Source organism: Deinococcus frigens DSM 12807 (assembly GCF_000701425.1).
Lineage (GTDB): Bacteria > Deinococcota > Deinococci > Deinococcales > Deinococcaceae > Deinococcus > Deinococcus frigens.
In genome coordinates this window covers 1-23453 of the sequence record NZ_JNIW01000058.1, presented here as the reverse complement: position 1 = coordinate 23453, position 23453 = coordinate 1, and the positions used below count along the sequence as shown (strand labels likewise).

At 63.1% G+C, this 23453-nt stretch carries 32 protein-coding genes; 10 read left to right on the top strand and 22 right to left on the bottom strand.

All coding sequences use genetic code 11. The features are described 5' to 3' along the window. Positions 1-153: 153 nt before the first annotated feature. Genes Q322_RS24840 through Q322_RS0116190 form a run of 3 tightly spaced genes read left to right on the top strand, consistent with a single transcriptional unit; the run spans position 154 to position 1975 of the window. Positions 154-768: an amidohydrolase family protein gene (locus Q322_RS24840; RefSeq protein ID WP_211248924.1), complete on the top strand. Its 615-nt coding sequence runs from the start codon at positions 154-156 to the stop codon at positions 766-768. Next, positions 665-1573 (top strand): amidohydrolase family protein, encoded by a 909-nt coding sequence (locus Q322_RS21155; RefSeq protein WP_211248923.1) that lies wholly within the window; start codon positions 665-667, stop codon positions 1571-1573. Before Q322_RS24840 ends, Q322_RS21155 begins: the two co-directional genes overlap by 104 nt. Positions 1574-1612: 39 nt before the next feature. Beyond that, complete coding sequence (locus tag Q322_RS0116190) at positions 1613-1975, top strand: cupin domain-containing protein (RefSeq protein ID WP_029478927.1); 363 nt, start codon at positions 1613-1615, stop codon at positions 1973-1975. Here the strand turns inward: Q322_RS0116190 and Q322_RS0116185 are convergent. From Q322_RS0116185 to mqnE, 17 genes are all read right to left on the bottom strand, one after another. Beyond that, on the bottom strand, positions 1972-2535 hold the full coding sequence (locus Q322_RS0116185; protein WP_084148047.1) for an AAA family ATPase: 564 nt from the start codon (positions 2533-2535) through the stop codon (positions 1972-1974). The genes Q322_RS0116190 and Q322_RS0116185 overlap by 4 nt on opposite strands. After that, complete coding sequence (locus Q322_RS0116180) at positions 2528-3118, bottom strand: nicotinamide mononucleotide transporter family protein (RefSeq protein WP_029478925.1); 591 nt, start codon at positions 3116-3118, stop codon at positions 2528-2530. The genes Q322_RS0116185 and Q322_RS0116180 overlap by 8 nt, the downstream gene beginning before the upstream one ends. After that, positions 3115-3591, bottom strand: coding sequence for a hypothetical protein (locus Q322_RS0116175; protein WP_029478924.1), 477 nt, complete (start codon positions 3589-3591; stop codon positions 3115-3117). Before Q322_RS0116175 ends, Q322_RS0116180 begins: the two co-directional genes overlap by 4 nt. Then, positions 3588-4190 carry a hypothetical protein gene (locus Q322_RS0116170; RefSeq protein WP_029478923.1) on the bottom strand — a complete coding sequence of 201 codons (603 nt, stop codon included), beginning with the start codon at positions 4188-4190 and terminating at the stop codon, positions 3588-3590. Before Q322_RS0116170 ends, Q322_RS0116175 begins: the two co-directional genes overlap by 4 nt. Further along, positions 4187-5149, bottom strand: a complete 963-nt coding sequence (locus Q322_RS0116165) for a BsuBI/PstI family type II restriction endonuclease (RefSeq protein ID WP_029478922.1) — start codon at positions 5147-5149, stop codon at positions 4187-4189. The genes Q322_RS0116170 and Q322_RS0116165 overlap by 4 nt, the downstream gene beginning before the upstream one ends. Further along, positions 5146-6621 (bottom strand): Eco57I restriction-modification methylase domain-containing protein, encoded by a 1476-nt coding sequence (locus Q322_RS0116160; protein WP_211248922.1) that lies wholly within the window; start codon positions 6619-6621, stop codon positions 5146-5148. The genes Q322_RS0116165 and Q322_RS0116160 overlap by 4 nt, the downstream gene beginning before the upstream one ends. Before the next feature lie 43 nt (positions 6622-6664). Then, the gene (locus Q322_RS21900) at positions 6665-7081 is read right to left on the bottom strand and encodes a helix-turn-helix domain-containing protein (RefSeq protein ID WP_051668688.1); all 417 of its coding nucleotides are present in this window, start codon (positions 7079-7081) and stop codon (positions 6665-6667) included. A gap of 2 nt (positions 7082-7083) precedes the next feature. Continuing rightward, complete coding sequence (locus tag Q322_RS0116150; protein WP_029478919.1) at positions 7084-7374, bottom strand: type II toxin-antitoxin system HigB family toxin; 291 nt, start codon at positions 7372-7374, stop codon at positions 7084-7086. A gap of 220 nt (positions 7375-7594) precedes the next feature. Continuing rightward, complete coding sequence (locus Q322_RS22660) at positions 7595-8986, bottom strand: DUF4062 domain-containing protein (RefSeq protein WP_084148045.1); 1392 nt, start codon at positions 8984-8986, stop codon at positions 7595-7597. Positions 8987-8988: 2 nt separating this feature from the next. Then, complete coding sequence (locus Q322_RS0116140; protein WP_029478917.1) at positions 8989-10389, bottom strand: nicotinate phosphoribosyltransferase; 1401 nt, start codon at positions 10387-10389, stop codon at positions 8989-8991. A 124-nt stretch (positions 10390-10513) separates the two neighbouring features. Then, the gene (locus Q322_RS0116135; protein ID WP_029478916.1) at positions 10514-11356 is read right to left on the bottom strand and encodes an SDR family oxidoreductase; all 843 of its coding nucleotides are present in this window, start codon (positions 11354-11356) and stop codon (positions 10514-10516) included. 145 nt (positions 11357-11501) lie between these two features. Further along, a complete protein-coding gene (locus Q322_RS0116130; protein ID WP_029478915.1) occupies positions 11502-12242 on the bottom strand; it encodes an enoyl-CoA hydratase-related protein in 741 nt (246 codons plus the stop codon). Positions 12243-12512: 270 nt separating this feature from the next. Continuing rightward, positions 12513-13355 (bottom strand): menaquinone biosynthetic enzyme MqnA/MqnD family protein, encoded by an 843-nt coding sequence (locus Q322_RS0116125; RefSeq protein ID WP_029478914.1) that lies wholly within the window; start codon positions 13353-13355, stop codon positions 12513-12515. After that, positions 13352-13927, bottom strand: coding sequence for a uridine kinase family protein (locus Q322_RS0116120; protein WP_156953110.1), 576 nt, complete (start codon positions 13925-13927; stop codon positions 13352-13354). The genes Q322_RS0116125 and Q322_RS0116120 overlap by 4 nt, the downstream gene beginning before the upstream one ends. Beyond that, positions 13924-14283: a nuclear transport factor 2 family protein gene (locus Q322_RS0116115; RefSeq protein WP_245593287.1), complete on the bottom strand. Its 360-nt coding sequence runs from the start codon at positions 14281-14283 to the stop codon at positions 13924-13926. The genes Q322_RS0116120 and Q322_RS0116115 overlap by 4 nt, the downstream gene beginning before the upstream one ends. Before the next feature lie 24 nt (positions 14284-14307). Continuing rightward, complete coding sequence (locus tag Q322_RS0116110; protein WP_051668686.1) at positions 14308-14709, bottom strand: VOC family protein; 402 nt, start codon at positions 14707-14709, stop codon at positions 14308-14310. Then, positions 14706-15836, bottom strand: a complete 1131-nt coding sequence (mqnE, locus tag Q322_RS0116105) for an aminofutalosine synthase MqnE (protein ID WP_029478911.1) — start codon at positions 15834-15836, stop codon at positions 14706-14708. Before mqnE ends, Q322_RS0116110 begins: the two co-directional genes overlap by 4 nt. Positions 15837-15935: 99 nt before the next feature. Here mqnE and Q322_RS0116100 point away from each other — a divergent pair, with 99 nt between their 5' ends. From Q322_RS0116100 to Q322_RS0116090, 3 genes are all read left to right on the top strand, one after another. Beyond that, complete coding sequence (locus Q322_RS0116100; RefSeq protein ID WP_029478910.1) at positions 15936-16556, top strand: DUF1684 domain-containing protein; 621 nt, start codon at positions 15936-15938, stop codon at positions 16554-16556. 145 nt (positions 16557-16701) lie between these two features. Further along, entirely contained in the window at positions 16702-17052 is a 351-nt protein-coding gene (locus Q322_RS0116095; RefSeq protein WP_084148048.1) for a DUF3006 domain-containing protein, read from the top strand. Continuing rightward, a complete protein-coding gene (locus Q322_RS0116090; RefSeq protein ID WP_034418832.1) occupies positions 17049-18047 on the top strand; it encodes a ComEC/Rec2 family competence protein in 999 nt (332 codons plus the stop codon). Before Q322_RS0116095 ends, Q322_RS0116090 begins: the two co-directional genes overlap by 4 nt. 9 nt (positions 18048-18056) lie before the next feature. On the opposite strand, the gene Q322_RS0116085 is transcribed toward Q322_RS0116090, so the two are convergent. Beyond that, positions 18057-18968, bottom strand: a complete 912-nt coding sequence (locus Q322_RS0116085) for an RluA family pseudouridine synthase (RefSeq protein ID WP_029478907.1) — start codon at positions 18966-18968, stop codon at positions 18057-18059. A gap of 301 nt (positions 18969-19269) precedes the next feature. Here Q322_RS0116085 and Q322_RS0116080 point away from each other — a divergent pair, with 301 nt between their 5' ends. Further along, positions 19270-20847: an Rqc2 family fibronectin-binding protein gene (locus Q322_RS0116080; RefSeq protein WP_029478906.1), complete on the top strand. Its 1578-nt coding sequence runs from the start codon at positions 19270-19272 to the stop codon at positions 20845-20847. On the opposite strand, the gene Q322_RS0116075 is transcribed toward Q322_RS0116080, so the two are convergent. Further along, positions 20844-21323, bottom strand: coding sequence for a DUF1440 domain-containing protein (locus tag Q322_RS0116075; RefSeq protein WP_051668685.1), 480 nt, complete (start codon positions 21321-21323; stop codon positions 20844-20846). The genes Q322_RS0116080 and Q322_RS0116075 overlap by 4 nt on opposite strands. A 508-nt stretch (positions 21324-21831) precedes the next feature. Between Q322_RS0116075 and Q322_RS0116070 the strand changes: the two genes are divergently transcribed. Both Q322_RS0116070 and Q322_RS23525 read left to right on the top strand, forming a co-directional pair. Further along, positions 21832-22035, top strand: coding sequence for a hypothetical protein (locus Q322_RS0116070; protein ID WP_029478904.1), 204 nt, complete (start codon positions 21832-21834; stop codon positions 22033-22035). Continuing rightward, the gene (locus Q322_RS23525) at positions 22032-22235 is read left to right on the top strand and encodes a hypothetical protein (RefSeq protein WP_156953109.1); all 204 of its coding nucleotides are present in this window, start codon (positions 22032-22034) and stop codon (positions 22233-22235) included. Before Q322_RS0116070 ends, Q322_RS23525 begins: the two co-directional genes overlap by 4 nt. 24 nt (positions 22236-22259) lie before the next feature. Here Q322_RS23525 and Q322_RS0116065 read toward each other — a convergent pair whose 3' ends face one another. Continuing rightward, positions 22260-22619: a DUF5615 family PIN-like protein gene (locus tag Q322_RS0116065; RefSeq protein ID WP_051668684.1), complete on the bottom strand. Its 360-nt coding sequence runs from the start codon at positions 22617-22619 to the stop codon at positions 22260-22262. Then, positions 22616-22834, bottom strand: a complete 219-nt coding sequence (locus Q322_RS0116060; RefSeq protein ID WP_029478902.1) for a DUF433 domain-containing protein — start codon at positions 22832-22834, stop codon at positions 22616-22618. The genes Q322_RS0116065 and Q322_RS0116060 overlap by 4 nt, the downstream gene beginning before the upstream one ends. 42 nt (positions 22835-22876) lie before the next feature. Between Q322_RS0116060 and Q322_RS0116055 the strand changes: the two genes are divergently transcribed. Beyond that, positions 22877-23107 carry a hypothetical protein gene (locus Q322_RS0116055; RefSeq protein WP_034418830.1) on the top strand — a complete coding sequence of 77 codons (231 nt, stop codon included), beginning with the start codon at positions 22877-22879 and terminating at the stop codon, positions 23105-23107. Here the strand turns inward: Q322_RS0116055 and Q322_RS24205 are convergent. Next, positions 23101-23453: IS630 family transposase (locus tag Q322_RS24205; RefSeq protein WP_034418006.1), on the bottom strand; the 353-nt coding region annotated here is incomplete at its 5' end. The two genes, Q322_RS0116055 and Q322_RS24205, sit on opposite strands and share 7 nt — an antisense overlap.

Here is a 23453-nt window from a genome sequence, read left to right as displayed (position 1 = left end):
TCCTCAAGGAGAAACTGGTCGGTGCCTGGCAGCGCGTCAGATACATCCAGTTGCCGCGCCGCTTGATGGACTCTAATTTATGCCGCGATCAATAGATTAGGCGAAACAGACCGTACACAATTTCTGGCCCTGACCGTCGTGGTTGGGGCCAGTTTGTGTTTTCGCCTGGAGGTCCCCATAAATCCCACCCGCACCGTCCTGCGCCGCATCCACACCCTGATTCCCATGACCGGCGAACGCCTCGCGCCCACGCCGCCGCTTCAGGACGCTGCACTTGTTCTGGAGGGCCAGCAGATCGTCTGGGTGGGACTGGATTCGCAGTTGCCCGCCGAGCTGCTGGAAGGCGCGGAAATCCGCGATCTGGGCGGCCACGTCGTCCTACCCGGTCTGGTCAACACGCACCATCACCTGTACCAGACGCTGACCCGCTGCCTGGCGGTGGATTCGGGTCTGTTTGACTGGCTGAAGACCCTTTACCCGATCTGGCTGAACCTGACCCCGCAGGCCGCCTACGACAGCGCCCAGCTTGGCCTAGCGGAACTGGCGCTGAGCGGTTGCACCACCTCCTCCGATCACCTGTATCTGTACCCGAATGGGGTGACGCTGGACGACACCATCCGGGCCGCCAGTCCTGGGGCTGCGCTTTCATGCCACGCGCGGCAGCATGAGCCTGGGCGAATCGCAGGGCGGGTTGCCACCAGACCGCGCCGTGGAGTGGCAAGACGCCATCCTGGCCGACTCCGCGCGGCTGATCGACGCCTTCCATGACCCGGCCCGCCTCGCCATGATCCGTATTGCGCTGGCCCCCTGTTCGCCGTTCTCGGTGACGGGTGACCTGATGCGCGAGAGTGCCGTCCTCGCCCGCGAGAAGGGCGTGATGCTGCATACCCACCTGGCCGAGACCGCCGATGAGGACGCCTTCTGCCTGTCTAAATTCGGTCTGCGTCCGCCGGATTACGCCGAGTCGCTGGGCTGGACCGGGCCGGACGTGTGGTTCGCGCACGGCGTGCATTTCAGCGCGGGCGACGCTGTGCGCCTGGGTGCCTGTGGTTGCGGTGTGGCGCACTGTCCCAGCAGCAACATGCGGCTGGCCAGCGGCAGCGCGCCCACCCGACAACTGCTGGAGGCCGGGGTGCGGGTGGCGCTGGGCGTGGACGGCAGCGCCAGCAACGACGGCTGCCACCTGCTGGCCGAGGCGCGGCAGGCGCTACACAGTTCGCGGGTGCGCGGCGTGCCGGGCCAGGCCCCCAATCCGGCGGACGCCCTGACTGCCCACGACGCCCTGTGGCTGGCGACACGCGGCGGGGCAGCGGTCCTGAACCGGGACGACATCGGGCAGCTCGCGCCTGGATTCGCCGCCGATCTGATCGCCGTGGACCTGCGCGATCTGGGGTATTCGGGGGCCAGGCACGATCCGGTCGGCGCGTTGACCCTCTGCGCGCCGCCGCGCGTGGCGCTGAATACCGTGAATGGGCGCGTGATCGTGGACGGGGGAGAGCTGCTGGGCGTGGAACTGCCCGCGCTGGTGGAACGCCACGACGCGCACAGCCGCCGGATGATCGGGCTGGCCTGAGCCGCACAGGGTCTGGCTCTGGCAGCGTACCCTGCACCTATGAAACATATTCCCAGCCGGACGTTGACCATGAACTCCGCCCCTGAAGCCAATTTCACCGGAGAGGTCTGGATGGAACGCCAGGCCGTGGGGGTGCTGCGCGTGACCTTTACCCCCGGCGCACGTACTGCCTGGCACACCCACCCGCACGGGCAAACGCTGATCGTCCTGAGCGGCGTGGGCCGGGTGCAAAAGCGCGGCGAGGCGGCCCTGACCATGATCGCCGGGGACGTGGTGCAGATCGACGCGGGCGAGGAACACTGGCACGGCGCGGCCCCCGACTCCTTGATGCAGCACATCGCCATCAACGCGGGCGAAACGGTGTGGCTGGCGAAGGTGACGGACGGGGAATACGGCGGCTAAATCTTCAGCGCCGCTTGCACCGCCGCTGTTCGCGCCTCCACATCTCCCCGCAGTTCCTGAAACGGAATCCCGCGCGTTCCCAGGTCCTGCCGCACGAAGGCCTGCTGCACGGTGCGAACCTCCGTGTTGGCCCGCCAGCCGTCCTGCTCGTGGGCCAGATTGTCGGCGCACAGGAACTGGTGGGCGTAGCGGGTGCGGCAGGCGTCGGCCAGGGCGTGCAGTTCGGGCAGGGCCGTGCCGGTGATCAGGTAGGACCACATCAGCGTGATGGCGGCGTTGGTGTCGCAGAACACGTAACGGTTGACGCCGGGGGTGCGGGCGGCCTCGTCCTCTAAGGCATGGTGGCCCAGCGCGATTTCCAGAAAGTGTTCGGGCGTCAGTTGGCCGTTTTCGCACTCGAATACGTCACGGCCATATTCGCGCACAGAGGTGGTGCCACAGCTCTCGGCCAGCGCCCGCTCCAGCAGCAGCGTGTGACCCCGGTGGAAGGGGGCAAACTTGCCGATGATCAGGGCGTGCCTGAATGTTGGCGCAGACTCAGGCGCTGTGAGGTCAGGCAAAGGCCACTTCCCGCGCCTCGGCCTGCCGCCACTGTCTCCAGCCGTAGACGCTCATGCCCGCCAGGATGAATTGCAGGGCGAACAGCACCCCGTACCCCGTGTGCCAGAAATACATCGCCTGCACGGCGTTCACCGCCACCCACACCGGCCAGGAGCAGGCCCAGCGGCGCGTCGTGCCGAAGTTGGCGATTAAAGCCAGCGTGACCGCCGCAAATTGCACGCCGTTCCACACGTCGCCGAAGTCGGTTAAAGCCACGGTATACGCGAAGATCAGCAGGCTGGCGGCCCAGGTCACGCCGTACCACCCTGCCTCGTTGAAGCGGATCTCGCCGCGTGCGCGCCGCGCCTCCAGGTGCCACAGGTACAGGCCGTGAATGCCGAACAGCAGGTACGTGACCTGCAAGCCTGCCAGCATCCATTGCCCGCCCGCCAGGAACAGCAGAAAATACGGCAGCAGCGAGGCGTTGCTCCAGTGCCAGTAGGTGCTGGCCCTGCCCCACAGGTAGTACAGGCTGACGAGGACGCACAGGCCGCCTGCAAGGTCTAGCGCGAGGGATGGGAGGTTAAGGCTGAGGACGTTCATCGAAAATCTTCTGGCAAGTGTGTTTCTGGGTCGATCGCGCCCACATAGCTCTCGCCCGAAAAGTGGGCCACCACGCGAATAGGCCCGACAATTGCCGCATTGAAGCGGGCCAGTTCTTCGGCAGGCACCCAGAGTTCCTGATGGCGATCCTGCGCGCCCACCACCTGAATCTTGTAACACGTTGCTACGTCAGCTCTGACTTCGAATTCAGTGACGAAACCGATGGGCGGGTTGTTGCGTTTGGAGTTCCAGTCACGCGCGATTTCTTCAGCGTATGGGCGATTCAAAACGGGATAGAAGATGGGCTGATCTGGCAATCTTGGCGGCCATGCCTTCCAGCCGCTTTGAGCCAGTAGCCGAAGCTCGTGCAGACCCTTGGGACGCCACAGCGTTACGGTGTCGCCCAGGAGAGGCCAGGGCAACGTGCGCTCCGCGTTGGATGGAAACAGAGTGTTGAGCCAGTCGTTCTTCATAATTCTTCCCCTCCAATCCGGCACAGCGTCGCCACCTGCCGCGCCAGTGCCGTCAGTTTCCAGCCCGCGTCTTCCCGCACCAACACCCCCAGTTGCCCCAGCCCCAGCAGCGCTGCCGCGAATTCCTGCCGGGTCAGGCCCACTACCGTCGCGGATGTACCAACGGGGATGCGGTCCTCGAAGGGGTTCATGGGGTCCAGCAGTTCAAACAGGCCCACGAAGACCTGCGTTTCCCGGTCTGACAGCTCCCCGATGATCCGCAGCGTCTGAAATTTATCCAGCGCGGGCGGCGGGAAGTTCAGCAGGCACCCGGCCAGGGCGCGGGCAATGAAGCGCAATTTGGCCTCGGACTCGGCCACCTCCGCCGCCCGCACCGCCTGAACCACGTTGGCCCGGAAGGCATCCGAGCGCAGGTAGGCGTGGTCCACGCTGCCCGCATACGCCCCGGCCAGCGCCCGGAACTCGGCCTCCAGATACCGGGCGAGGCGGCCCGCCCGCTCAGGATTGGCCGAAGCTGACCACGTTTGAACGGCAGTAGGGGAGAGACCCAGTGGTTCGAGGGTATGCAGGGCGGGGAGGAGGGGGATGAGGGCGTTCATGGCTCCTCGCTATCGGTATACGGCCCCAGGAAGCGCTCACCGTCGAAGTGAATCAGGTGAGACGGTGCATCGGCCACCCAGACCTCTGTTTCCCAGGCGATTTCGGTGAGGTAACGGCCCAGGATGGCGCGGTTGGGAAAGGCCGTGACGTAGACCAGGCCAGCGGAGGAACTGGCAAACAGGCTGGAAAGTTCGGCGTGGCGTTTGCCGTCCACCGGGCCATGACTGGTCACAGATTCCACCAGCAGCAACCAGTTTCGCCCGGGATCGTGGAGGATCACATCGGGCATCTTGCCGTGGGCATCGATGGTCACGCCCAGCTCTGCCAGCAACGCGCGGTTAAAATAACCCCACTTTTTGCCGGTATCGCCCACGTATACCAGCATGCTGCCCGGCGCGAAACGGGGCGCAAAATCTTCGATGATGGCCCGGATCAGCTCGCTGTGCGGCCCTGGACTGAGCAGGATTTCCTGACCCGGCGCGATTTGAACAGGAATCAGTTGCTGCTGACGGGTCCGGGCGTACTGTGCTGCTAGGGTCTGACGCCCGGCCAGATAGTTTGCCAGTTCCGTTAGCCACGCGTCGCTGCCGTAAGTTTGCAACAACGTCAGGGCAACAGGTTCGATCTGATACACGGCCCTCGGACTGTTGACCGGACGGTCCGGCTGATCCGGGTTGTACAGGGCCAGTCCAGCCGCCACAAACTGGTGCATGGTCTGGCGGCGCAGGGTTTCGCGGGTGTTGGGCGCATATGCCTTCCCGTACTGCTCCCTGGCCCAGTCCATGATCGGCGTGATACCCATAAGCGGGTTCTCGGCCTGATTCCAGTTTTTCTCTGGGGTGAGGTTCAGCAGCGCCAGCAGGCACAGCGCCGAGCGTTCGTTCTGCTGCGTCCTGGGAAAGCCCAGTTCGGTCAGGATGTGTTGTGCGGTGTCCAGATGGGCGGATGTGTCGGTCATGTTTTCAACTCCGCAATTTGCCCGTCAATGACGCTCTGAGTGAGACTTGGCTGTCCCATCGCCCACTCTCCCAATGTCAAGAGTTGAGTGCGGCTGGGATAGCTCAGGTTCTTCAGATCGGTGGCGTTCACTTGGGTATGCCCACTGAAGCGCCGGAAGGCTTGATCCACCCCGGTTGAATTGAGGTACGCCGCCAGGCCGTGTGCCAGTGCCTCCGGCAGACCATGTTTACTGTCGTGCAGCACGTTCAGATGGTTCTCGAAGCCCAGCTTTTCGGCCTGTGGAAAGGCGGCTGGGTCGATGACGGTTGCCACCACACGGCGCGGCTCCTCTTTGGAGGACAACCGCTTGACGACACAGTAAAACCCGGTGGGATAAAGCCACTTCTCGGTGTCCTGATTGCGGACAATAGCGTTCGGCTTTCTTCCACCCGCCAGAGGCCAGCTCACGCCTCCTGCCAGATGTGCGGGGTAAAGCAGCGGCACGGTGTCGGTCTGCGGCATCTTCCGCAAGTGCTCCCTGAGCCGGAAATCCACGACTGGCCCGGTAGAAACCTGCACGCCAATGTCTGCGAGTGTGGCCGCCCAAGGCAGGGTGGGTGTATGCAGCTCCGGCGTTGCAGGCACATGGATAAAGCTCTCTGCGTCGCCGGGAAAGACAATCTGTTCGGGGGCATACTCGGCGCTGACCAGATCGGCGAAAGTGCTGTCAGTGGACGTGGAAACCGTCACCGGCCCAAGCTGCCCGCCCTTCTCCAGCCGGAGGATGATGTTCTCCTGCAGCACAGCGTCATCCTTGAATGCCTGACGGCGCGACTCGAACAGGTGCAGATGACGAATAGCCGTTCTGGAAAGGAGAAATTCACGGAAGGGCCGGTAATACGGTCCATTGCAAAAGCTGCGGGGAATCAGAGCCACGATCTGCCCGCCAGGAGCCATCAGGGCGATGGCCAGCGCCACGAACGCCGAGTAAAGGTTGACCGTTTCAATCCCGATCTGGCGCAGCATCAGCCGGTGCGGGGATTGACTGCCGATCTTCCTATAAGGCGGATTGAGGATGGCGTGGGTGAAGGGCTGAAAAGTGTCCCAGAGCAGGTCTTGCGTCGCCAGCTCGATAAAATCCCCGGCCCTGATCTGGGTTTTGGCTGCCGGATAGGTTTGCAGCCGCCCGGCAAGGTGGCCGCGCAGGGTTTCGTCTATTTCATATGCGACAGCTTCAACGGAAGTGAAGCCCAATCCCCCCCTCTGCCAGCGCTCCAGAAACGCACCGCTGAGCGCCCCGGCCCCTGCTCCGGCATCTAGCACCCGGCAAGCGACCTCCGGCGTTTCCGGGAACAGCGAGGCCATGAAGTGCGCGATTTCAGGTGACGTCATGAACTGACCGAGCGCGGCCTTGCGTGCCGGATCAAGTCTGGAAACTGCCGTCAAGTGAGTGGCTTCAGCCTGGAGGTGGGGTTTGGGGTGGGTGGTCATGGAATTCCTGGATACCGGGCGGGAAGGAGAGGAGTGAGGGCGTTCAGAGAAAAATCCCAGGGCTGACCCGGAAGAATTCGCCCAGTCGCCGCGCATGGTCCGCCGTGAAGTCTCGTTTGCGGTGGATCAGATCGCTGAGGGTGCTCTGCGGGATTCCGCTTGCCTCCGCCAGCGCCTTTTGCGTCAGGGGCCGCTGCTCCAGCATGAACGCCAGCATGTCCGGCCCATCTGTTCCCGGCATGGGAAAGTGGACGGCCTCATACGCCGCGATTTTCTGCATCAGGATGTCGGCCAGCGGGTCTAATGGGTGTGGCCCTTCGCCCTTGACCTCAAAATCGAAGTGGTATAGGAAGGCCGTGGCGCGGCTCAGCTCTTCGTCGCTGCGGATGTCCATGAAGAACTCGGGGGCCAGACCGCTCAGCTCCTGAAACGAACGCGTGATTTCCGTGAAGTTGGTCATGGTCACCTCAGCTCCTGGGTCCAGGCGTCGTACTGCTTGTGGGTGTATAGGCCCTGAATGTAAAAACGCTTTCCAGCAAAATTGGGGCGAACGATCAGGCGGTATTTGTTGCCGCCCATGTCAAAGACTATGAATCCCTGAACCCAGTCCGCACTGCCGAAGTCCGCCTTCACGTCTGCAAACGAACCGTATTCGCGCGAATGGACCAGTCTGTACCACTCGCGTAACGGCTTTTCTGCGTCGGGGTGGTCCGTCCAGAACGCGATCAGCACCGTCAGCGTGAGCGCGTTCATTCCCATGAGGATGAGTATAGCATAGCGCTATATTATGCTTTCGGCTATAGCGGTGTGTGTCTGGGATGACGCGCGAAGCTCGGCCTCCAGATACCGGGCGAGGCGGCCCGCCTGCTCAGGATTGGCTGAGGCTGACCACGTTTGAATGGCAGCGGCGGACAAGGCCCAATGGTTCGAGGGTTTGCAGGGCGGGGAGGAGGGGGTGAGGGCGTTCACCCTTTCACGTTTGTTGCCCTACCTCGATGTGAATGGTACTACGGAATGTGATTGGTTTACTAAGATTACTTCCTGTTATTTTTATTTCAATAATCTCTTCATAGCTGCCTTCATTAAAGTGCATATTTTTATCGACTATATAATAGAAATCTTCAATATTTATGCTCTCACCTGGAGATAATATAGCTTTAGAGAGGTTTGATGAGTTTTTGCTTTCTGCCATAGTTTCGACGTTAGTAGTGGAATCTGTGAAAGAAATAGTAATATTCAAGTCTCTTGCTGCTATCTCACTCCGATTAAATAACTTAAAGCTAATTAGATGCTTGGAATCTCTGCTTAATCTTAATCTTTCTTCGGTGTTAAATTCATCTATGATTCCCTCAATTTCTTCAAAAAGATGGTATTTAATCACATCTTCTCCGCCGCTTACTTCTAAGCTTGATATTGGTAAGCCTTGATATCCAGTTGATATTTGTTGCATACCAATTAGTCTGAAATCCCAGTTAAAAATTTCTGTATCTATATTAAAACGTTTCAAAAAGTCTTTTACATTGCTGACCCTAATGTCATCGAGTATATAAGGCTTACTGAATCCAGCAATCATTGATAGAGTCGGAGCTAAAATTTTGGGATCAGGTACACTAAATCTCGTAAGAGACCAATACTTGGAAGCCATAATTGGCTCTATCCTTTTTCTTTTACTCTCAAGAATTTCATTTCTTAATTTTGGAACGGATTGAATATCAAAATATAAAATCCCATGCTCATTCAAACTATTCAGCTTTATGTCGATAGATGGCGCCTTGACATCATCTTGTTTTAAACGTTCTATTTCACGTTCAAGCTCAGAATTTCTCCGACTGAGACGCGCCAATTCCTCGGCTACCTCTGGACTTGATTGCGGATTTCTAATCCAGCCAGGGCGGGGAGAGTCCATCTGTGCGCCAAACATGGACGTTGCTGCCTTAGCTGTCAACTCATCGGGATTTGTCCAGAAATCTACCATTCGTGCTTTAGAGGCAAGTTCACGGAAGGCGGCCAATTTCTCCCGATGCGTGTCAGACTCAATATCTTTGGGAGCGACTGAGACATCTTTTGATAAAAAGGCTAAGCACGGAATTTCTTGCTCCAGAGCATATCGATATTCTTTCTCCGTATAGCTAATTTCTGATTCTGGGTCTATCGTGCCGTACCGATTTCCTAAAATAAGAATGTAATAGTCGCTCAAATCAATGGTCTTTTTAATAATTTCCCATTGGCTTAGATTGGAAGCAGTGAAAGCCTCCATACCCAGAGGAATCATGTTAAAACGCATCAAGCCTCTGGCGACAGCCCAGCGTGCGTCACTCAGGTCGTCAAATGTGCTGCTGACAAAGACTGTATACCTCTTGTCCATATTTACCCCCGCCCCCTAATTTCTTCCAAGCTATCTCGCATCAGCAACTCTCCATCCCTATACACCGTCCGCATCAACGAGCCGGGGAAGTCGGTGTCGAAGGTGTAGTAGGCGCGGGTGGTCATCCGGCCATTTTCCATGACCAGATCGAGGACGCCGTCCTTGCTGCGCTTGCCAGGATCGGTCACGGGGTCTTTGTAGATGCCCCGGTACGCGCCGTCGATCACGCCCGCGCTGGCCTTGTAGGCAAAACGCTGGGTGTCGCGGTCTACCTTTTGCAGCAGCGCGCCGCCCATGCCGAAGGTGACGTTCTCGGCGCTGAAGCCGTCGATCAACAGGTTCTGCAGAATCTGGGTGATGGTCTGCTCGTCAATACCGTCGCCCTGAATCACGCGCACATGGTTGAGAACCTGATAGCCCAACTTGTTGACCGTGGTGCCGAATTTGGCGGCCAGGGCGCGCACGGCCAGCCGGACCATCGCGGGCGGCTCGCCGCTGTCGGGCCGGACCACCAGCGTGCCGCCGCTGTCGATCACCAGTTGCCGCAGCGTTTCGCCCCAGTGGGTGTTGATGGCGTATTTCAGGTCATAGCTGTCGCTGACCACCGAGTACAACCCGCCCGGCTTGCCGAACTGGGTGACCATGTTGCGGTAGGCGTCTACCTCATGCTCCTTGCCCCAACTGGTAATGGTGCTGTGTTCGGCGGCGGGGATGGAAAACCCCGCGATGTCGGCGTCGTAGTGGTTGCGGGCCACCCGCAGGGCTTCCAGCGTGTCGCTGCCCTGAAAGTTGACCAGATGCGCCAGCGCCCCCAGGCCCGCGCTCTCGCGGCTGCTGACGCCCCGGCTGCCGAAATCGTGCAGCTTGAAGGGCAGTTCCGCCGCCGCGTCGTCACAGGTCTGCTCCAGCGCCTTGCCGATGATCTGGCGGATGTGCCAGCTCTGCGTGCAGACGGTGACCGGATACCACACGCGCATCAGCATGGTCTCGAACCAGCCCACCAGCCACGGCAACTCGGGATCGGTGTTGGTCACGCTCATCAGCACGTTGTGGATGGGAACCAGGGTGCCCTCGGGAACGGCGCGCACCTCCAGTGGCAGCTTGCCGCCGTGAACGTTGACTACGCGCATCCAGCCTTCGTAGGGGAAGGGTTCGCCGTGCGCCTCGATCAAGGCTCTGGCCTCGTCCACCATCTCCGCCGTGATGGGGCGCGTCAGGTAGCGGTCCAGGATGTATTGCAGCCCAAAAAAGCGCGTGACCGGGTAGCGCCCACCGCGCGATTCCAGATACGAGAACAGCCGGGTGGTACCGGGGGGGTATTGCAGAAAGTGACTGCTCTTGTAGCTGTCGGTGTCCAGAATCAGGTTGTCGTCGCTCAGGTGGGGGAGGGTGCTGCGGGTCATAGTGGGCCTCCTGGGTCAGTTCTTCTGCTACTCATAATCTGATTTTAAATTATGAGTCTGATGAGTACATGTGGAATGAGAAAGGGGAAGAAGGCGGGATGCCCCTTCCCCCGTTCTGCCCCGCTCAGCCCTTTTTCTGCCCGAAGCCCATCGCCTGGAAGGTCTGGTACTGCGGCGCGCCGCCCAGCATGTTCTGGCCGCCGTCCACCGGCAGGATCACGCCGGTCAGGTAGCTGGCCGCGTCGCTGACCAGAAACAGCGCGGCGTTGGCGATGTCCTGCGGGATGCCCATGCGGCCCAGCGGCACGGACCCGGCCACCTGGCTGCGGCTTTCCTCGTCGGGGGCCAGCCGCGCCATGCCCTCGGTGCCGTCGATGGGGCCGGGGATGATGGCATTCACGCGGATGCCGCGCAGGCCCCACTCGATGGCCAGCGTACGCGTCAGCATGTCCACCCCGGCCTTGGCGGCCACCACATGCGCCTGCATCGGCACCGGGATGCCGTAGGCGCTGATGCTCAGCACGTTGCCGCCGGGCGCTTTCAGCCGGGGCGAGGCCGCCTTAATGGTGTTGTAGGTGCCCAGCAGATCGATGTCCACCACGGTTTTAAAGCCGTTGGGTGAGATGCCGTCCACCGGAGCCGGGAAGTTGCCCGCCGCCCCCGCCAGCACGATATCGAAGTCTCCAAATTCTGCGGTGGCCAGCGCCACTGCCGCCTCCAGCGCCGCGAAGTCGCGCACGTCTGCGCTGACGCCGAGAGCTTTGCCGCCCGCCTCCACGATGCCCCGGGCAGCCTTCTGGGCCTTTTCCAGATTGCGCCCCAGGATCGTGACCGCGCAGCCGTGCGCCGCGAAACTCTGCGCGATACCCAGGTTAATGCCGCTGCCGCCGCCGGTAATCAGCGCGTGCTTGCCCTGCAAGAGGTCGGGGCGGAAGGTGGATTCGGGCGTGCCGGGATTGAGGGTCATAAGGCTCCTTCGGAGGGTCTAAAAGTCTAAGGGTCCAGGAGTCTGAGGGTTGACCCCTCTACCCTGGTGGGAGAGGGGCCTTGCGGAGCAAGGGGGTGAGGGGGCCAGCGGGCAGGCCCAGGCCGAAAGCAGGTCGCCCAGCCTCCTACTTCTTCAGCGCGCTTTGCAAGCCTTCCACCGTCATGTGATGCGCGTTCCATTCTACGGCGTTTTGCAGGCTCTGGGCGTGGGGCAGGTCATCGGTCAGCGCGCGTTTGGTGCCCTCCAGCGCCTTCGGGGACAGGGCGACGAGCTGGGCGGCGAGTTGGTCGGCCCTGGCGAACAGCTCGTCGGGCGTGTCCAGCACATCGGTGACCAGGCCCCAGATCTCCGCGGTCTCGGCGTCGATCGGCTCGCCGGTCAGCGCCAGATGCGCCGTGCGCCCGCGTCCGATTAAATGCGGCAGACGCTGCAAGCCGCCCAGATCGGCGGCGATGCCCAGTTTCACTTCCGGCAGGCTGAAGCGGGCGTCGCTGCTACACAGACGGATATCCGCCCCGCTGATCAGCTCCAGCCCCGCGCCGATGCACCAGCCATGCACGGCGGCGATCACCGGAATGGGCAGCGCGGCCAGCCCCTCGGTGACCCGGTGCATCTCGTCCACCACGGCCCTAAAGCCTTCCACGTCGCCCAGCACCGGCCCGATCTGGCCCGCGTTGGCCTTCACGTCCAGCCCGGCGCTGAAGATTTTGTCGCCGCGCACGATCAGCACCCGGGCACCCTGCAATTCAGCAAGGACTTGCGGCACCTCGCGCCAGAACTCCGGCCCCATGCTGCCCATCTTGGCGCTCAGGGTCAGGGTGGTCACCTCGCCCTGCCGCGAGAGGCGAACGGTTTGATAGGTCATATTCGCCAGTGTAGCGCCTGTGGTTGCACCGGGTCTAAAATCAAGTGCTCTTGACTTTTCTGTGCGTCCGGGATAGGTTTACTTTTCTGGCCTGAAAAGGTCATGCAGTGCAAGCCACGTGTACAGATGCACTTGAGGGCAGGCGTCCACCTCCGGGAACCTTAAAAACGGACGCGCGAACAGAGAGAGCGGGAGAACACCCGTGAGCTTTGAACTTCAAAGAGGGAGCCTTGATCGGCTCTCTTTTTTCTTTGGTTTAGTTCGCCCGTCTCACTCCTCCCCCGGCCCCTGCCCAAAGCACAGCGGTGCGTGGTCCGGCACGGCTTTGGCGGCGAATTCTTCGAGGCCCAGGCGGTCCGGCGCCTCCAGGTGATAGCGGAAGTTCCACAGGTAATGCTGCACCACCCGTTCGGGCAGCCCCAGCAGGGCCGCGTGCCGCCCTGCCACCTCTGCCAGATGCCCGATGCCGTGCCGCCGGGCCACGCGCATGGCCTGCACCAGCTCCGGCGGGGGCGGGCGGCCTTTGCGGTAGGCCCACACGGCGAACACGAAGGGGTGCCCGGTCAGCCGGAACCAGTCCACGGCCAGATCGGTGACCGTGACGCCGCGCCCGCTGTTAAGCAGGGTGGTCATGGTGCGCTCTGCGGTCAGCGGGCCGACGACGCGGTACCACTCGCGCAGGGCGCTGTCGCCGATTCTCAGCACGCCGTCGTAACCGCTGCTGAGCAACTCCTCGGCCTCGCCCTCGGCACGCTTCAGTGCAGGCGACAGGCCGCGCTCGCGCAGCAGTACCTCCAGCAGCGCCACACTCATGGCCGACTGGGCGGTCAGAGCAATCCGGCGCAGTTCCTCCAGCGGGCGGGTGTGAAACAGGTTGACCGAATACACCGGCCCCAGCACGCTGACGCTGAAATCCGGCAGGGCTTCCAGAATGTCGGCGTGCCGAATAAATTCCACCGCGCTGATGTTGGCGATGTCCACCTGCCCCGCCAGCAGCGCCGCGTTCATCTGCGTGGGCACGCCCGTGATGGCCGTGACGCCCGCCGGCAACTCCAGCGAATCGAGGATTGGGGCGACGTTGGTGAAGTGAATCCATCCGGCGCGGTAGGTCACGGCGACGCTCCGGACACGATGATATCGGCATAGTCCTCTGGATGCTCCTGCCGATAGAACCACAGCTCTGCCGCTGCCCAGCGCTCAGGCCAGGCAGGTTCACTCGGCCAGCGGCGGGCTGTGATGCGGGCCTGACGCAGCCCGGGGGGCGTTTTGACATACACGACGAAGTCGTAGAGGGGACGCAGTTCCGGGCGGGTCACATACGTTCGTTCGACGATGACAAAGGGACGGGCGGGCAGCTCCACCAGCGCTCCCAGACCCCCGCCGTGTTCCCAGCCGTAACGCCGATACGAAGCTGGCCTGCCTGTCTTGAGCGGCACAATCGCCTCGTCCCGCATCCGCTCGTCGTCGAAGTAGAGCCGGTAGCCCTGTTCGGGCGTCAATGCGGCCCGTTCCTCTTCAGGCATGACGCGGTAGAAATCGTCTCCCGTGACGATCACGGCGTCCAGTTGCGCCGAGAGTTGCTGCGCCAAGGCGCTTTTTCCGCTGCTGCCGTGGCCTTCGATGGCCACCACAGCGGGCCGCATGGGCAGGGCCACCAGCCTTGAAACCAGTTCTTCAAGACTCACGGCACCACCTGCACGCTCACCGCCTGCCATTCTCCCTCCCGCCGGGCGTAGACCCGCAGAAAGCTCTGGATGCGCTCGCCGTCGGCGTACAGCGTGCCGCGCGTGATGGCCGCGTCGCCAAATACGCGCGAGGCGTGGCGCTCGAAGACCAGCCTGGCGGGTGGATTGTGAACCATACCGTCCAGCGCATCTGGCTTGAAGACCACCTGACCATCCGGGAAAAAGGCCAGCCAGTCTTCGGCCAGTACCTGCGCCATCTCGTCCGGGCTGCGGTGGTGGTAAGCGGCGTTCCAGCGGTCATCGAGCAGCAGCACGGCGTCCAGATCCGCCTGGGAGGTGTCATTCAGCGGCAGCACGTCGAAGCCTCCAGCACACAGAAATCATGACCATACCTTCAGCCTTTCATTCAGATTGGACGTGTGCAACTCCACCACCAGCCTGTCCGGGTCGAGCAGATAGACCGATGGCCCCGAACCGCGTCGCAGGGGGCCTTTGTGAATGGGAATGTCTGCTGTATTCAGGCGCTGTCCGGCTGTGTCAAATCCCCCAGCCTCCACGGTCAGGGCGAAGGGGTCCAGGCCCGGCGACTGCTCGCCCGGTGCTCTGCCGGGCCGTTCCAACAGTGCCAGCCAGCGGGAGCCGCCTCCCAGGTAGGCGTCCGTGCGGCCCCGGTGGCGCAGCGTGAAGCCCAGCACGTCGCAATAAAACGTCACCGAGCGCTCAAGCTCTGTGACGCGCAGGGTCAGGTGATTGAGTCCGGCGGTCTGGACCAGGGCGCTCAATCGGCGGCCTCCGCCCCCGTCTTCGGGAAGGTCTGCAACTCGTTGTAGTAGGCGTCGCGCAGGACCGGGGTGCGCCCGGCGTGCTGGATCATGCGGATCATTCCGTCCTCGGACAGCGCCATCGGGCTGGTGGCCCCCGCCGCGTGGGCGATGTGTTCTTCCTGAATAGTGCCGTCGATGTCGGACACGCCCCAGTCCAGCGACACCTGCGTCAGCTCGGAGCCGATCATGACCCAGTAGCCCTTGATGTGGGGAAAGTTATCCAGGTAGATGCGCCCCACCGCCAGGTTTCGCAGGTCATCCAGACCCGTGGTGAAATCGGTCTTGCCCAGATTCTGCGCCAGCGTGTTGCCCAGCGGCTGAAAGGCCAGCGGAATGAAGGCGTGGAAGCCGCCTGTCTCGTCCTGAAGTTCTCGCAGACGGTCCATGTGATCCAACCGCTCCTCCAGCGTTTCGATGTGGCCGTACAGCATGGTGGCGTTGGTGCGCATGCCCAGGCCGTGCGCCTCGCGGTGAATCTGGAGCCACTTGTCGGCCCTGACCTTATTTTTAGCCACCTGCTTGCGAACGCGGTCCGCAAAGATTTCCGCGCCGCCCCCCGGCATGGCGCTCAGGCCCGCGTGTTGAAGCTCGCGCAGCACTTCCAGCGTGGGTTTCTTGCTGATCTTGGACAGGTGTTCGATCTCGGCAGCGGTGAACGCCTTGACCTGCAACTCCGGGAACGCCTCGCGCAGTTGGCGGACCATTGCGGGGTAATACTCCCACTTGTGGTTGGGGTGGTGGCCGCTGCTCATGTGCAGTTCGGTGATGCCGGGCAGGTAGCGGCGGCGCACCTGTTCCACCACCTCATCCGGGCTGTAATCCCAGGCGCGGTCCTCGTTCCTGTGGGCGGCGAAGGCGCAGAAGGTGCAGCCCACGTAGCAGATGTTGGTAAATTCCAGCCGCATCGAGTGGACGAAGAACACCTTGTCGCCGTGCAGGCGCTCCTTTCGCAAGTTCGCCAGCCGCATCAGCGCGTTCAGGTCACGGGTGTGGAACAGGCGCAGGCCGTCCTCGAAACTCAGGCGCTCACCTGCCTCTACCTTGTCCACAATGGGCGCAAGGGTCTGGTCACGGAGCCACTTCATGAGACGCAGGATACGCCCGGAGTCAGCCTCCAAGTGTCCCTCCCGCCAGCCCCCGGCGGATCAGCTAAGGGAGCCGTGAAGACCGCGTAGGGTGTCGGGATGTCATCAGATACCCTTCCGGCCTGGCTCGATCTCCTGGACTGGCGGCGCGAGGCCAGCGCCCTGTACGCCCGCGTGCGTCAGGAGTTGCCGCGTGGTCCACAGGCGGCGCATCACCTGTGGCAGGCGGGCCGCAATGCTCTGTTCCGGGATCACCCGCAATCCCCGCTAAACGTGGAGGCGCGGGCTGGGTTCCGGGAATTGCCGTGCTGGCCGTATGATCCGGCGCTGGCCTTTCACGCGCAGGTGGACACCTCCGGTCCGCAGGAACGCCTGACTGTTCCCTCGTCCACCGGGCAGGACATGCCTCTGGTGCGCTTCGGGCGCGTGGAGTTGCCGGTAGGTACGCTGGATGTGTACTGGATCGACGTGTACGGCGGCGGCGTTTTCCTGCCGTTCCGGGACGCCACGGGCGGGCAGGAGAGTTATGGTGGCGGGCGCTACCTGCTGGACACCGCCAAGAGCGCCGATCTGGGCCGCACACCGTCCGGCGAACTGGTGCTGGACTTCAATTTCGCCTACCACCCGTCCTGCTTCTATGACCCGCGCTGGAGCTGCCCGCTCGCGCAGCCGCAAAACGTGCTGGGCATGCCGGTGCGGGCAGGTGAACGGGCGCTCTGATCCGGATTCCGCCGATGCCCAGTGCCCCCACGCGCTCCGGCGGACCAGTTGATCCCGCCGCCGACAGCCTTCAGCGACAGCCTGGAAAAGTCGGCCTCACCCGAATGGTCATGTTTGTGCGGGTGCGGGGCGCTACGCTGTGGGCGTGAAGAAAGCGTCTCGCCCACCGAGAACCGGGGCCAACGGGCCTGCCGAAGCTGCGCCCGCCGCACGCCAGGAACGCTGGACCGTGGACGGCATCGAGGACAGCCCGCGCGGACCGCTGGCCCGGCTGGAGCGCGAGGACGGCACCACCTTCGATCTGCCGCTCAAGTCGCTGCCGGACGGTGTGTGCGAGGGTGATCTATTGGCCGTGCAGGACGGCCCGGACGGCGTGACGGTCCGCATCCTGGTGGCCGCAACGCTGAAACGTCATGAAACCGCACAAACACAGTTGGACGCCCTCAACAGCGCTGAAACCGACTTGCAGGACGAGGACGGAGAGATCACGGTATGAGCGACAGGGTTCCGAAGAAAAAAGCGGCGGGCAAGAGAGCTGGCCCGAAGGCCCCCCGCAAGGGCGCGTCCCGCAAGCCTGCCGCCCGCAGGTCCTCCCGCTCCGGCAAGAAACGTGGTCCCAGCAGCGCGGATATCGCGGGACTGATGGTGCTGGCGCTGACCGTCTCGCTGGCGGCCTGCAACGGCATGACCAGCAAGGGCAAGGAGCAGACCGCCGACACCATCCCCGGCCCGGAAGGTCAGGTCACGGTGCGTTTTCTGGACGTGGGGCAGGGCGACGCGGTACTGATCCGCAGCCCCGAGGGCAAGACCATGCTGGTGGACGGCGGGCGCAGCATCTCGCGCATGCAAGACCACATGAAGACCTACGGCATCGACAAGATCGACGTGATGGTGGCCACCCACGCCGACGCGGACCACATCGCCGGGCTGGTGGCGGCGGCTGAAGCCAAGCCGACGCTGTTTATCAACAACGGGCTGCGGGGAACCACCAAGACCTGGGAGCGGCTGGTGGCGGCGTTGCAGGTGCAGAAGACCACCTTTAAAAAGGCCAGCACCCAGATCATCAACCTGGGCAGCGTCAAGGTGCAGGTGATCGGCCCGCCGCCGGAGATGGGCGGCGACCAGAACGACAACAGCGTGGGGGTGGCCCTGAGCTTTGGCAAATTCCGCGCTTTGATGACCGGCGACAGCGAACGCAAGGAAACGGCGGCGTGGCTGGACGAGGACCGCGCCATGATCACCGGGCCATTTCAGGCGTACAAGAGCATCCACCACGGCGCGGCCAACGGCGACAATGCGGCGTGGCTGGCAGTGGTGCGCCCGGAAAATGTGGTCATCAGCGTGGGCGAGAACAACTACGGCCACCCGACAGAAACGGCGCTGAGCCTGTACCAGGAAAACGGCGTCCGTATCTACCGCACCGATCAGAATGGTACGGTGACCTTCACGGGGAATGCGGACGGCACGTACACGGTGAACGCGCAGCGCTAGGTCAGAGGTTTACTCTCCAGCCCGTTTCAGCTCTCCGGGCGGCTGCGCCTCCAGTGTCATCGCCTGCCCGCTGACCGGATGGACAAACCCCAGCCGCTGCGCGTGTAGGGGATAGCCGCCGTCGCCTGGCAGTCCCGGCAGATGGACCAGCGGTAGACCGCCTGCGCCGTACAGCGGATCGCCCACCAGCGGACGCCCTATAGAGGCGAGGTGAATCCGGATCTGATGGGGACGGCCCGTGTCGATGCACACCTCGAATAGGGTCTGAGCGTCCCGCCGCTCCAGCACGCGCGCTGTAGAGCGGGAGGGCTTGCCGTCCGGGCTGGCCGCGTAAACCTCGCCCAGTCGGGGATGCGGCACCGGGCCAATCGGCGTGGTGATGGTGTATTCATCCTGACCGACCACGCCCTGAGCGAGTGCGCGGTAGGTCTTGTGGACCCGTCCCTCGCGCCAATCGCGCGACAGCGCCGCCCCCGCCTGTGCCGTGCGGGAGAACAGCACCAGACCAGAGGTTCCGCGTCCCAGTCGGTGCAGGGGTGACGCCTCCGGCCAAGTCTTACGCACCAGCGCCAGCAGCGTGTGCTTTAGAAACCCGCCCGCCGGAACCGTGGGCAGCCCGGAGGGTTTGGAGACGGCCAGCAACTCGGCGTCCTCGTACAGCACTTCAAAATGGAGCGGTACGGCGTCTTCGGGCCACGGTGGGCGATTCCAGATCAGCGTTTGACCTGTCCTCAGGACTTCTGGCCCCCCAGCCGTCACGCCGTCCAGCACGACTTCGCCCCGCTCCAGCCGCCCCTGCCATTCCTCCGGGGTGGAGTGCCGGTAGCGCCCGGCCAGATACGCCAGCACGCCCACGCCCGCGCCGCGTGGGCCGATGTGCTCGGCGTAGGCGTGGCCGTCGTTGAGGATGGGGAGAGACACGTGGGGATCAGTCTGGCATCTGCTGGCTGATTGAAGTCATGTCGGGGCCTGTTGCCTGGGTATTTTTTCTGGACGCCCCCACGTTCCACCCCTCCGGCCCTCCGGGTCACCTCCCCTCAAAAGGGAGGCCAAGAGATGCTGAATTGCCCGGCCAGTCGCGCTTCCTGGCTCCCCTTGAGGGGAGCTGGCGGCGAAGCCGACTCAGGGGTTAAACCGTGGGAGCCGCCCCACCTGTTTCATCGTCATCCCGGCGCTAGCATGCCCGGATGACTGCTGTTCTTCCGTCCCCCAGAGGTCCCGCATGGAAGGGCTGATGCTGGCCAAGGTGCTGGTCGAATTGACCCCACAGTTGCCGCTGCACACGCTGGGCTGGGTCTTTCCCGACGAAACCACCGCCGCCCTGTTGCTGGACGGCCCCGGCCCCGGCGAGCGGCGCAATCTGGTGCTGGCCTACCGCCCGCCCCAGCCGGTGCTGTTCATCTCGCGCGAACGCCTGCGCGGCGATCCCCGCAGCCCCTTTCAGCGCTTTCTGGCGGCGCGGGTGCGTGGGCCATTGCTGGGCGCAGAGCAGCTCAAGCTGGACCGCGTGCTGGCGCTGCACTTCGGCGGCGAGGCCGGATTCGTGGATCAGGCCCCCACCCGGTTGCTGTTCGAGGTCACGGGCCGCAACGCCAACCTGCTGGTGCTGGAGGAAGGTGAAGGGTTTGAGGGCCGCATCGTCATGGCCGCGCGTGAGATCACCGGCAGCCGCAACCGCTTCCGCACCATTCGCAGCGGGGGACAGTACACGCCGCCGCCGCCCTACGACAAGCTGGACCCGCGCACGCTGGGCGAGGCCGAGGCGCAGTCCCTGGCCGGTTTGCCGGTAGGCCGCTGGCGCGAACGCCTGGACGGCATGGGGCCGCTGCTGGGGGCGGAACTGACGCGGCGTGCGGACCTCCTGCCCACGCAGGTACCAGGGGAGCACTGGCCGCAGACCCTGAGCGCCCTGCGCTCCCTGGTGAATGATCCCACCGTCAGCGAGGGCGTGATGCTGGGCGGCGCACGCGAGGCCGCCCGCAGCGAGAAGGCGGCGGCTCTGCGCAAAGCCCTGGCCGAGCCGCTCAACAAACGCCTGACTTTAATTCGCAATCAACTGGCCGACGTGTCCCGCGCCGAGGCCGGGCTGGACGTGGCCGCCGTGGACCGTGAGGAGGCGGACCTGCTGATGGCCTACGCCTCCACGGTGGAAACGGGCAGTGCCAATGCTGAATTGCCCGCCTTCGACGGCAGCGGCCCGCGCCCGGTGGCCCTGGACCCCAGCCTCAGCGCCGTGCAGAACGCCGAGAAGCGCTACACCCGCGCCCGCCGCCGCGAGGACGTCTACGAACGCCTGCTGGAGCGCGAGGACACTCTGCGCGCCGAGCTGGCCGAGGCCGAGGCCCGCGTGGCCCATATGGACAGCGCCACCCTGGAAGAACTGGACGCGCTGGCCTCCACCCTCCAGTCCGAGCGCCCCGAGAAGAGCCAGTACGGCCTGCGCTTCACCACCCCCGCCGGATACGAGGTGCTGGTGGGCCGCAACAACAAGGAAAACGCCACGCTGACGCACCGCATCGGGCGCAGCATGGACTACTGGTTTCACGCGCAGGGGTATCCGGGCAGCCACGTCGTCGTGCGGACGGGGGGCAAGGAGCTGGCGCAGCCGGACATTCTGTACGCCGCCCGGCTGGCCGCCGCGAACAGCAAGGCGCGCGGCAGCAGCAACGTGGGCGTGGATTACACCCGCATCAAGTACGTCTGGAAACCGCGTGGTGCGCCCGCTGGACAGGTGCATTACACCGATCAGAACACGGTTTTTGTGGACGGCACGGTGCCGGAAGTGGCGACGGCGGATTAGTTCTCGGCTTTCTCCAGCCGCGCCCGCCGCGTCAACTCCGTTCCCAGGCCGAAGATCAGGTGCGATCCGGCTTCCCACAGCACCGCCGAGAGGGGCAGCTTCCACGGCGGATTCTGGAATCCGGTGGCGGGAACGGCGCTGCCGTGCGTCAGGGTGCACATCACCGCCCCGGCAGGCACGCCTGCGCCGCGCGTGACGGCGGGCGTGCACTCGGCCAGCAGGCCATACACCGTGCCCAGACCTGCGCCCAGGGTGTAATGGATGACCTGCTGTCCGGCCAGTTTCTGATCCCTGCTGAGTTCATGCCCGGTGACCTCTGCCGCCGCTTCGATCATCTCGGCGGGGGGCATGTGGTCTATGCGGCCCGTGGGATCGGCCCCGATCATCTTTTTTTCTGCGTTCGTGGGCGGAAAGAAATGTTCGGCCAGCGTTTGCAGGGGCGGCCCGGCTTCTGATTTCAGATTAGCCCCGGCCATTCTGGCGACAGCCCCACCAAGACGCCGCGCAGGGGCTGAGGCCGTTCGGCGTGGTGTCCATTTATGGCCGCAGCATAGGAAAAGTCGGGCGGGGTGGACAGCGGTGGGCGTCTTTATTTTGGATTGAAGGGGCGGGGTGTTTGAGCGGCTTTCTTGGGGCGGCCCCACCCCCCAGCCCCCTACCCCAGGGGGGCAGGGGGAGCAGCGCTGCGCTGGGCAGGGTTCGGTTGGCGCGGCGGGCAAGGGTTGGAGGCAGATGTTCCTGCTCACACGCCCCGCTCCGTGACGCTGCGGCAGGCCCGTCCGCTTCGCGCCCGACGGCCTCCTATGGCTCCTTGCATTTGCTGGCAGGCTGGCTTACCCGTTTTTCCTCTGCCCCAGCACAGGCGGGAGAATGTCGCCAACCCCCCCCAACCTACCCAGCCAAATTTGCGCGTGCCTGAGCTAAGGCGGGGGCGAAAGCTAACCCTCCACATTGGCGCGGTGGTCAAGCCGTTAAACTGAACGCATGACGAGCGTGCAGATTCCAGACGACATGGCAAAGGACTTGATGGCTTTTACACGCCAGCAGACGGCGGACGCTGCCGTGTTGAAACTTGCCAGCGAGTATCTGGCCGAGCAACGCCAGAAACAGCGCCGGGCGCTGGAATTTGCCGGGATGTTTGACGCCGATCCCAGTTACGATTACAAGGCGCCGCGCCGCGTCCCATGAGCGTCCAGACCGCCAGAATGAACCGTCAGGCCATTGAAGTCACCACACTGGACGACGTTCAGCCCGACTGGCCTTTCTGGTTGACTCGCCCACCCGCTGAACGTCTGGAAGCGCTGGAACTGTTGAGGCAAATTCACTATGGCTACGATCCAGCTACCGAGCGACTTCAGAGAATTCCTGAGCTTGTTGAACACCTTTGAGGTTCGGTATCTGCTGATTGGAGGCTACGCCGTTTCGCCCCGCACCGCTTCCAACCTGTCCCGGTAAATCACCACCAGTTTGTGACCCTCCAGCAGTTCCCACACGCGCGGCCAGACCAGATCAATCAGCGCCCGGAAATCCGCCACGCGCATGTTGCCTGTCCGCACATGCACCACCCAGGGCGGCGGCTGTTGCGCCAGCATTCGCTCGGTGAAATCGGCGTCCTGGGTCACGATGACCAGTGCATCCTGCGTGGCCCGCTCCCACAGCGCCCAGTCTTTCAGGCCGCCCTGCCAGTCGGTGACATGTACCACGGGAAGGTCAAAGGCTCCACGCAACCGGGCCGAGACGTTTTCATCTAACAGCACGCCCGCTGGGATCAAGCGATTTTCTCAAAGGTAACTGCATGGCCTGCCAGCCGCGCCGCGTATTCCAGGCAGGCCAGCACGTCTTGCCGTGACAGGCGCGAATAGGCGTCCAGCACGTCCTCAATGCTGTCTCCGGCGCTCAGGTGGCCCAGCACGGTTTGCACGCTGATTCGGGTGCCAGTCACTGTGGGCTTGCCGCCGTTGATTTCCGGGTCTATGGCGATAGGCATGGGAACAGTCTAGCCGTGAATGGCTAGCCGTTAAGCTGAAGCATGACCACCGTGCAGATTCCAGAAGAGATAGTGCGGGAGCTGATGGAGCTGACGGGCCATGACACGCCGGAAGAGGCAGTTCTCTTCGCGCTTGAGTGGTGGCTTGAGACGCAGCGTGACGGAAATTATTTACAGGCACGGGCTGTACGCGGAAGCTGGGAAGCCTTTGACGCCGCCTTAGCTCTCGTCCCCGACACCGAACCCGCCCCCGAAGACCGCCTCCCCTATTGATCGCGGCATAAATTAGAGTCCATCAAGCGGCGCGGCAACTGGATGTATCTGACGCGCTGCCAGGCACCGACCAGTTTCTCCTTGAGGACGGTGACCGAACGGGCACAGAAATTCCCCAACACATTTCGTTTGACGTACGCCCACACGAGCTCAATTGGATTGAGCTCTGGCGCGTACGGTGGCAAGTACACCAACGACAGGCGTTCGTGGATCTCCACGAACGCCTGAACCATCTTCGCCCGATGGATACCCGCATTGTCCAGAATCACCACGATCTTCCCCTGGATGTGACGCAGGAGATGCCGGAAGAACGCGATCACGTCTCCACTTCGAATGGCGCCCAACG

What these genes read in the sequence shown, in the direction of transcription:
- Q322_RS21155 (WP_211248923.1), top strand. Translation starts at nt 665, where the DNA reads ATGAGCCTGGGCGAATCGCAGGGCGGGTTGCCACCAGACCGCGCCGTG.
- Q322_RS0116190 (WP_029478927.1), top strand. Translation starts at nt 1,613, where the DNA reads ATGAAACATATTCCCAGCCGGACGTTGACCATGAACTCCGCCCCTGAA.
- Q322_RS0116180 (WP_029478925.1), bottom strand. Translation starts at nt 3,118, where the DNA reads ATGAACGTCCTCAGCCTTAACCTCCCATCCCTCGCGCTAGACCTTGCA.
- Q322_RS0116175 (WP_029478924.1), bottom strand. Translation starts at nt 3,591, where the DNA reads ATGAAGAACGACTGGCTCAACACTCTGTTTCCATCCAACGCGGAGCGC.
- Q322_RS0116170 (WP_029478923.1), bottom strand. Translation starts at nt 4,190, where the DNA reads ATGAACGCCCTCATCCCCCTCCTCCCCGCCCTGCATACCCTCGAACCA.
- Q322_RS0116165 (WP_029478922.1), bottom strand. Translation starts at nt 5,149, where the DNA reads ATGACCGACACATCCGCCCATCTGGACACCGCACAACACATCCTGACC.
- Q322_RS0116160 (WP_211248922.1), bottom strand. Translation starts at nt 6,621, where the DNA reads ATGACCACCCACCCCAAACCCCACCTCCAGGCTGAAGCCACTCACTTG.
- Q322_RS21900 (WP_051668688.1), bottom strand. Translation starts at nt 7,081, where the DNA reads ATGACCAACTTCACGGAAATCACGCGTTCGTTTCAGGAGCTGAGCGGT.
- Q322_RS0116150 (WP_029478919.1), bottom strand. Translation starts at nt 7,374, where the DNA reads ATGAACGCGCTCACGCTGACGGTGCTGATCGCGTTCTGGACGGACCAC.
- Q322_RS22660 (WP_084148045.1), bottom strand. Translation starts at nt 8,986, where the DNA reads ATGGACAAGAGGTATACAGTCTTTGTCAGCAGCACATTTGACGACCTG.
- Q322_RS0116140 (WP_029478917.1), bottom strand. Translation starts at nt 10,389, where the DNA reads ATGACCCGCAGCACCCTCCCCCACCTGAGCGACGACAACCTGATTCTG.
- Q322_RS0116135 (WP_029478916.1), bottom strand. Translation starts at nt 11,356, where the DNA reads ATGACCCTCAATCCCGGCACGCCCGAATCCACCTTCCGCCCCGACCTC.
- Q322_RS0116130 (WP_029478915.1), bottom strand. Translation starts at nt 12,242, where the DNA reads ATGACCTATCAAACCGTTCGCCTCTCGCGGCAGGGCGAGGTGACCACC.
- mqnE (WP_029478911.1), bottom strand. Translation starts at nt 15,836, where the DNA reads ATGAAGTGGCTCCGTGACCAGACCCTTGCGCCCATTGTGGACAAGGTA.
- Q322_RS0116100 (WP_029478910.1), top strand. Translation starts at nt 15,936, where the DNA reads ATGTCATCAGATACCCTTCCGGCCTGGCTCGATCTCCTGGACTGGCGG.
- Q322_RS0116090 (WP_034418832.1), top strand. Translation starts at nt 17,049, where the DNA reads ATGAGCGACAGGGTTCCGAAGAAAAAAGCGGCGGGCAAGAGAGCTGGC.
- Q322_RS0116080 (WP_029478906.1), top strand. Translation starts at nt 19,270, where the DNA reads ATGGAAGGGCTGATGCTGGCCAAGGTGCTGGTCGAATTGACCCCACAG.
- Q322_RS0116075 (WP_051668685.1), bottom strand. Translation starts at nt 21,323, where the DNA reads ATGGCCGGGGCTAATCTGAAATCAGAAGCCGGGCCGCCCCTGCAAACG.
- Q322_RS0116070 (WP_029478904.1), top strand. Translation starts at nt 21,832, where the DNA reads ATGACGAGCGTGCAGATTCCAGACGACATGGCAAAGGACTTGATGGCT.
- Q322_RS23525 (WP_156953109.1), top strand. Translation starts at nt 22,032, where the DNA reads ATGAGCGTCCAGACCGCCAGAATGAACCGTCAGGCCATTGAAGTCACC.
- Q322_RS0116060 (WP_029478902.1), bottom strand. Translation starts at nt 22,834, where the DNA reads ATGCCTATCGCCATAGACCCGGAAATCAACGGCGGCAAGCCCACAGTG.
- Q322_RS0116055 (WP_034418830.1), top strand. Translation starts at nt 22,877, where the DNA reads ATGACCACCGTGCAGATTCCAGAAGAGATAGTGCGGGAGCTGATGGAG.